The organism is Salinisphaera sp. SWV1, assembly GCF_052044155.1.
GTDB lineage: Bacteria > Pseudomonadota > Gammaproteobacteria > Nevskiales > Salinisphaeraceae > Salinisphaera.
Window position 1 is genome coordinate 21,440 of record NZ_JBQDYE010000045.1, and the last position, 6,000, is coordinate 27,439.

Annotated in this window: 7 protein-coding genes; 5 read left to right on the plus strand and 2 right to left on the minus strand. The window is 58.8% G+C overall.

Features of this window, described 5'->3' with window-relative positions:
* The first annotated feature begins 72 nt into the window (after window positions 1-72).
* Window positions 73-780: a hypothetical protein gene (locus tag ACS8YF_RS17085; protein ID WP_440851344.1), complete on the plus strand. Its 708-nt coding sequence runs from the start codon at window positions 73-75 to the stop codon at window positions 778-780.
* 82 nt (window positions 781-862) lie between these two features.
* Here ACS8YF_RS17085 and ACS8YF_RS17090 read toward each other — a convergent pair whose 3' ends face one another.
* Window positions 863-1,504 carry an HAD family hydrolase gene (locus ACS8YF_RS17090; RefSeq protein WP_440851345.1) on the minus strand — a complete coding sequence of 214 codons (642 nt, stop codon included), beginning with the start codon at window positions 1,502-1,504 and terminating at the stop codon, window positions 863-865.
* 55 nt (window positions 1,505-1,559) lie between these two features.
* On the opposite strand from ACS8YF_RS17090, the gene ACS8YF_RS17095 reads away from it, so the two are divergent.
* Window positions 1,560-2,195: a metallophosphoesterase gene (locus tag ACS8YF_RS17095; RefSeq protein WP_440851346.1), complete on the plus strand. Its 636-nt coding sequence runs from the start codon at window positions 1,560-1,562 to the stop codon at window positions 2,193-2,195.
* Between the two features lie 104 nt (window positions 2,196-2,299).
* Here the strand turns inward: ACS8YF_RS17095 and ACS8YF_RS17100 are convergent, their stop codons facing one another.
* Window positions 2,300-3,394 (minus strand): hypothetical protein, encoded by a 1,095-nt coding sequence (locus ACS8YF_RS17100; RefSeq protein ID WP_440851347.1) that lies wholly within the window; start codon window positions 3,392-3,394, stop codon window positions 2,300-2,302.
* A 256-nt stretch (window positions 3,395-3,650) separates the two neighbouring features.
* Here ACS8YF_RS17100 and ACS8YF_RS17105 point away from each other — a divergent pair, with 256 nt between their 5' ends.
* From ACS8YF_RS17105 to ACS8YF_RS17115, 3 genes are all read left to right on the plus strand, one after another.
* Window positions 3,651-3,821, plus strand: a complete 171-nt coding sequence (locus ACS8YF_RS17105; RefSeq protein ID WP_440851348.1) for a hypothetical protein — start codon at window positions 3,651-3,653, stop codon at window positions 3,819-3,821.
* A 223-nt stretch (window positions 3,822-4,044) separates the two neighbouring features.
* Window positions 4,045-4,461, plus strand: a complete 417-nt coding sequence (locus ACS8YF_RS17110) for an MbcA/ParS/Xre antitoxin family protein (protein ID WP_440851349.1) — start codon at window positions 4,045-4,047, stop codon at window positions 4,459-4,461.
* A complete protein-coding gene (locus ACS8YF_RS17115) occupies window positions 4,461-5,162 on the plus strand; it encodes an RES family NAD+ phosphorylase (RefSeq protein WP_440851350.1) in 702 nt (233 codons plus the stop codon). Before ACS8YF_RS17110 ends, ACS8YF_RS17115 begins: the two co-directional genes overlap by 1 nt.
* Window positions 5,163-6,000: the final 838 nt, after the last annotated feature.

Consider the following 6,000-nt stretch of genomic DNA (forward strand, 5'->3'; position numbering starts at 1 on the left):
GTTTTGATTTACTTCGAATTGCATATATTTTATGTGACTATTTATAAATATCTCAAAAAACGAACACCTATCATGTCCGACTCCGCGAGTGAAATTTCTGAGGCGACGTATTACATGCCGCCTAGGTACTACACCGAATTCAAGAAGAGTCTTGCTGAGATCGAGCGCTTCGTATGCCCCATTGCGGCAAAATCTGGCCTCAAGATACATCGTATCGACACGATGTACGACTTCGAGCAAAGCGACGTTGCAATAGGGTTTAAAATTTCCGCATCCTTCGCTAGCGGGCAGGATCGAGCATCTGCTAGCGGCCGTTTGCTGCCGCTTACTGGCTTGCTAAGCGCCGTCATACATGAAGCGAGGCAAAGTCTAGTAAACAGGGAGAAAACATTAGAAGCCCGGGAAAGAAAAATCGAAGAATTATCGAGCTATGGAGAATACGGGCTTATGAATGAAAATCCAGAATCTTTAAAGCCATTGATCGCAATTGACCCCAGCACTACTAGCGGTTCCGAAACCGATACTGCTTCCACCGCTGATCAGCCGGTCGAATTGTTCGATATCGAAAGGGGCCGACTGCGTGTCGCCAATCAGTGGGTGATTCTTGACAGCCAAGTGGCTGAAGAATTTCGATCCTTTTTTCGATCAGCTCAAATCGCTGCAAACGCGAATGGCGTGCTAGACCTTGATCATACTGGTGTGTTCTTAGAGGTAATCGAGAAGGCGGCAAATAAGGCTGGGAAATTATTGACCGACCCTTTTGCCTCGGAACGCCAATAAGTCCAGAGAGACTCGGATATCTCGATAGGAAACCTATAGAAGACCACGACAGGTCAGTATTCTTAGATATTTCAGTTAAAAATCAATACGGGCGCGAAGACAACCGATTAAAGACCTGGCTAATCGACGTTGCGTCGGTAGCGTCCCTGCGAGTTACGAGCATGGTGGACATCCCGAATTCGTTCGCGGCCTCGATGTCCGATCGCGGTGAGTCGCCCACCATCAGGACACGGTGGGGTGGCAACTCCAGAGCGTCGCAGACTGCTTCGAAGATGCTCGGATCCGGCTTTCGCGCACCGACTTCGTAGCTGAACACGTAGCGCTCGATCCAGGGGGCCAAAACCTGGCGCACCGGTGGGCCAAACGGCGGCGCCAGGTTGGACACGCAAGCCATCGGGTAGCCTCGGCGCTTCAGTTCGTCGAGTACGGGCTTCGCCGACGCAAATAGTCGCGTTGTCGAGGCGCTCGCTTGCGCCTGATACTCGAGGACTTCAATGGGTGGCGCTGCAGCCGTATCGCCATACTGGGTCAACTCGGTAAAACCGATCCACCCACACATCCAATCATCACGTAACCGTCGTCGCTCGGTTGCCGGGAGGTCGCGGTGCCAGCGCAGCAAGTCGCCCATGGGATTGGCTTCGCATAGGGTGCCGAAAACATCGAATGCGATCGCTTGGGCTCCGGAGCGCGAGCTCCGGAGTTGGGCCGGTGTCTTTCTTTTCATGAGATATCGTTAGCATGCAGGAACGGTTTACGGCATCTTTTCGAGGAGCCTAGCAGTGAGCATCGACGCGATTTCGATTCGTAAGCCGAACCTCAACAGTATGAAGATACGTGTTCTGTCGGATCTGCATCTCGAGGCCTATGATCATCCCGACGAAGCCGGGATCGACGATGATACGCCTTGTGAGCTGGTCATCCTCGCCGGCGATATCCACACGGGCACGCGTGGCGTCGAATGGGCGGCCACAACCTTCCAGCGCGCGATCGTCTACGTCATGGGCAACCACGAGTACTACGGCCAGGGCCGGGTGGCGTTGCTCACCGAAGCGCGACAGACGGCCGCTCGCCTTGGCGTTCATTTGCTAGAGCGCGATGCGATCCGTATTCAGGGACAACGCTTTCTTGGCTGCACGCTGTGGAGTGGTCTCGATTCGGGGCCGCGCTCGTGGCTTGGTGTGGCGCGTGATGTTCACTGGATGATCGCGGATTTCTCAGCCATCCGCTCCAGCGGTGATGCATTGACGCCGTTACGTATGGTCGAGGAGTACGAGTACAGCGTGAGTTGGCTACAGCGCATGCTCGAACCCGGCGACCCCTCGATCGTAATCACGCATTTTCCGCCCAGCCGGGCATTGGCTGCACCGCGGTTCTCGTCTGACGTCGCGCTAGCCCCTTATTTCATTAATGACTAGGAGCATCACCGGGAACGACGGGCCAGACGAACAGCTGAGTGCCGCCTATCCGACGGCCAGCGGCTTGTAATCGCGTGGCCACGCCGCCTCCCCGGCCGTGAGCGCTACCTGTTCTTCAGACAGATCGGGGGTGGATAGATCACCTTGTCTCCCGGGTCCGGCGCTATGCCGTTCACCGCCTTGATCATCATAATCACCCATTGGGTGTTCACTTCCCGACAGTAGGCACGCAAATCCGCCTTATCACGCTTCGCCTGCAGCCGTGCTGCTACGGCCGCAGCAGCACGCGCCTTACGTACGCGAGATTCATGGATCGTCAGCCCCAACCCGCGGTACTGCGCTTCCAGGCCCGGCGCTATCTTGTTGTCGACGACCGCTGACTCGAGCGCATTGAGGCCACGGACGTCCCGGTAATTGACGTTCGCGCCATGCTGGACGAGCAGCTGGAGCATGGCCGGATCATGATTGGAGCGGGTATACCAGTCGAGAATCCCATCACCGATCAGTTGGCCTCCGTGATCCAATAACGTCTTGAGGGTATGCAGCCGATCATCCTCGACGAGAAACCCAGCTCCATTGGTCATCCACTGCACAGGCGCACCATCGGCAATCATCGCTCGTGCCATATACGCCGACTGGGCATCGGACCAGGTGCCGGCGTCATATAGCTCGAGGGCCGTCTTGGGCAGGCCGTCAGGGAAGCGTCCGCGGTTGAGCAGCAGACGGATGAATTCAAGTTGATGGGCCTTCATTGCCGCCGAGAGCGGATTCCGGGGCTCAGTGTGGTCATCGCCAGAGCTTGAGCCGTCGGCCAGCGTGTAGCGAAAGGACGGCACAGCCGTCAGATCGGGTGACCGCGCGAGCAGCGCCTTGATGATGTCCACCGCCGCGGCATCGTTATAGGTCCGCCAGATCACCGCGTCCTCGATCACCACACGGGTCGCCGCCGAGCAGTTCGGATGACAGAACGCTGCGGGCTGCGCCGCCATCACCCGATGAAATTCGTCCTCATCGGTATGCATCAGCGCTTCATGCATGAGCATGCGCGCGTTGTCCTGCGTCACCTTGATCGGTTTGTTGTCGCTACCACCACCGGAACAACCGGTGGCAACCAGTAATAGGACACACGCGAGTCCCACGCCCAACAGGCGGCCCAGGGCGACATGCCGGGACGACGTGGAATACATGAACAGCCCCATATTCACTCGCTTTGGCCTACCGATCTGATACCCCCTCGACATTGATCCCCCGCCAGCTCAAGCAGGCTCAGTTTACGCGATCCACGCCGCATCGCTTAGTCATCAGCCAGGGCCAACCAATTCCGCGATATCGACTGGATCGAAAGAGACAAAACTGCTCGCACATACCGCGAACAAGGTTGGCACGAGGATTTGTCCGGCGCGCTATCACTGATCTGGTGTGCCGCCCCCTGTGGCGGAGACCACCGGACACAATATGAAATCCCTCTATTCGATCGCCGTCCTCACGGCATGGGTAATCATCGTGCTGCCAGCCAGGATGCTCTCGTGGGTGATGCCCTGGATCTGGACCGCGGACAGGTTTCGTTTCTACGGGCCACTGTGGGCCATGCTGTTCTGGTACTCGCTCGTGGCGTGGCTCTGGTAGTAGCCGGCGAGGGCGGCCGTCGGTTGGCGCTCGCCGCTGGATCAGGGGCGGACGCTGGGGTGGGCTCCGTCGCGCGCAGCGCTGCAGCGCTGGCCTTGCCGCACACCAGCCTTGGCATGTTGGGTCTAAACCCAGGATGATGCTGACACATCGCGCAGCTCACATGCGCCAATATTCTGCTAATGGTATCATTTGACCTGACGCGTGATGACAGGAGCGCCGCATGTTGATCGCACAGAATGCCCACCCCGAAGCCAACCGCGCGGTACACCGGTCGAATGCCGCGGCGAAGGCCGTGATTCGAATGGCGGATCTTTGGAAACTCACGGAGGTCGATATCGCAACCCTGATGGGCGGCGTGTCGATTGCCACTGTTCGCCGGTGGCGGCGGCAGCTACGGGAGCAGGGCCAAATTCGCGGCGCTCTCACGCGCGATCAACTCGACCGGGCGAGCTACCTGCTGGGCATCTACAAGGCGTTGCATATCCTGTTCCCCGACGAGGCGCAGGCCGATGGCTGGCTGCATCGTCCCGTGGATTCGCCTTATTTCGAGGGCCGCTCGGCGTTGGATGTCATGCGCCAGGGTGGCATGAATGATCTCCGGCTTGTCCGGCGGTTCCTGGATGGCTGGCGGGCCTGATGCCGGTTGCCGCTCCGCTGGAGCTGTCGTGCAGCGTCCACCCATTTGATCGAGTCCATCGCATTGTGCCGAGCCGATTCCCGCCTGTCGGAATCTTCGACCGGCTCGGCGATCCCGACGATCTCCAGGCATTGTTCGAGCTTGAAGGGCAGACGAATGACCGGCTCGATGATGGGCTCGGAGACATCGGGCTGGTCGCCGCCGGCGACCGGCTGGTCGGGCCGGGCACGACGCCGATCATGGCGGCGTTCACCCACCCGGCGCTCAGCGAGTCGCGGTTCACGGATGGTACGTACGGGATCTACTACTGCGCGGATACCTCCGATGCTGCCATCCGGGAAAGCGCGCACCATCGCGCGCGGTTCTTGCGTATGACGCAGGAGCCGCAGTGCCGGCTCGAAATGCGGCTATATGTGGGTATGCTCCAGACCGCCCTGCACGATGGGCTTGACGGCGCGCTGCCGGCGTCGGTCCTCGATCCGGACAGCTATGAAATCAGCCAGGCCTGGGGACGGGCACTGCGTGATGATGGCGCCTACGGGCTGACCTATCCTTCAGTTCGCTATGCCGGCGGTCGCTGTGCGGCGCTGTTCCGTCCTCCGGCGATCGGGCCCGTCACGCAATCTGCGCACTACCAGTTCGTCTTCGATGGCGAGGATATCTCGCAGGTTGTGCAGCTCGGCGACTACCACGTGCTGTGAGAGGCGGCGGGCTGCCGTCCGGTAGTTGATGAGTAGCGTGGCTGGGTAGGCGTTGCGTGCCTCGATACCGGTCCATACATCCTTCATGCCATGGATAGCCCAGGTTCCGAGATGGCAATCCCCCGTTTTTAGCGCGAGCAGATTGCGGCAGAACTTAGGGAGATATCCGCGCCGACGGCGATGCCTTTACTCCGTTACGTATGGTCGAGGAGTACGAGTACAGCGTGGGTTGGCTACAGCGCATGCTCGAACCCGGCGACCCCTCGATCTCGATTACGCATTTCCCGCCCGGCAGGCGATTGGCCGCGCCGCAGTTCTCGTCCGACGACGCACTAGCCCTTATTTCCGTAATGACTTCGAGCATCTTATGGGCGCTGCCGTTCCGGTTTGGATCTCGGGGCATAACCACTACTCGGCGGAGAGCATCGTCCAAGTAGGTACTGGCTCGACGCGGCTGGTATCGAATCAGTTGGGCTATGCTGACGAAGTGACAGGGTTCGTATCCGACTACACGGTCGAAGTCGCCTGAAATACAGAAGACTGAATTATCGGCAATTATCGCAGGGGCCGATAAAGTATCGGGCTGCCCGAGAAAGTGCGATAAAGCGTTCAGCCGCGCTTTGGACCGATGGATTCAAAGGTTTTAGCGGCCTCCCGTCATCGGCTCTCAGGCCCGATCCGTCTATTGTCAGCAAGTGATCAAGAATACCTGACCATGGATGGGGCCGCGCTATTCGCCCGGGTGCGCAGAGAATACTAGTTAGTTTCCGTCCAGAAACGGCCGTTTTGGGGCGATACCGACGTCGCTGACTGCACAGCCGCGGCGATACGAGCCGGT